General features: G+C 72.7%; 1 protein-coding gene and 1 pseudogene. One reads left to right on the top strand and one right to left on the bottom strand.

Annotated elements, in window-relative coordinates; all coding sequences use genetic code 11:
* The coding region (locus tag HW445_RS32605) for a MarR family winged helix-turn-helix transcriptional regulator (RefSeq protein ID WP_180224341.1) at nucleotides 1–485 on the bottom strand (485 nt) is incomplete at its 3' end.
* A gap of 122 nt (nucleotides 486–607) precedes the next feature.
* Between HW445_RS32605 and HW445_RS32610 the strand changes: the two are divergent.
* Nucleotides 608–1,000, top strand: a pseudogene (locus HW445_RS32610) (MFS transporter); the annotation flags it as partial.

The raw sequence follows: 1,000 nt of genomic DNA on the forward strand, positions 1-1,000 counted from the left end.
CGCAGCAGCCCCGCCAGTTCGGCGGTCCGCCGCTCGTCCAGCGCCTCCGTCAGCACCCGCGCCTGCGCGGCCAGTCCGGCGGTCACCGCCTCGTTCACCACGGACAGGCCGTGTTCGGTGAGCGAGACCCGCAGCGCCCGCCGGTCGGTCGGGTCGGGCGAGCGCGTCAGCAGCCCGGCCCGCTCCAGCTTGTCCAGCCGTCCCGTCATCCCGCCCGTGGTGAGCATCAGCGTGCCGGACAGCTCGCGCGGCGAGAGGGTGTACGGCTCGCCGGCGCGGCGCAGCGTGGCCAGCACGTCGAACTCGCCCCGGGAGACGCCGAAGGCGGCGTACTCCTTCTCCGTCCGCTCGCCCATCCCGCGGGCCAGCCGGTAGATCCGTCCGAAGACCTCCATGGCGGGCGTCTCCAGATCGGGCCGTTCCCGGGCCCACTGCTCGATGATCGCGTCGACGTCGTCCCTGTGCCCGGGGTCGCGAGTACTCATGGGCCCGAGTATCGGCGGCGGCGGAGCCCCCTGGCAAAAAAGTAACTTGACGGCAAGTAGCTTGTAGCTAAGCTACTTGCCGCCAAGTGAAATCCTGATGCGGCGTGGCGGGGGAGGGCCGGATGGACGGCGGCAGCGGGTACCGGGGGCGCCGAGGCGTCGCGGGGGAACGGCGACTGACGGCCTCGGCGGCGGTGAACGGGATCGGCTCCGGGATGTACATCCCCTTCAGCCTGGTCTTCTTCCACCACGTCACCGGGCTCTCCTACGCAGTGGTGGGAGCCGTGCTGACCGTCGCCGGCCTGGGCGGGATGGCGCTGCTGCCGTTCATCGGGGCGGCCGTCGACCGGCACGGGGCGCGGCGGGTGCTGATGGTGTTCCACGCCGTCCGCGTCGCCGGGTTCCTGGCCTACCCGGCGGTCGACTCGCTCGGCGCCTTCGCGGCCGTCGCGCTGCTCACGGTGACCGCCGACCGGGCCTACGTCGGCGTTCAGGCGGTGCTGGTCGGCGAGGCG

Source organism: Streptomyces sp. UH6, from assembly GCF_013421635.1.
In the GTDB taxonomy this organism is placed as follows: Bacteria; Actinomycetota; Actinomycetes; order Streptomycetales; family Streptomycetaceae; genus Streptomyces; species Streptomyces abyssomicinicus.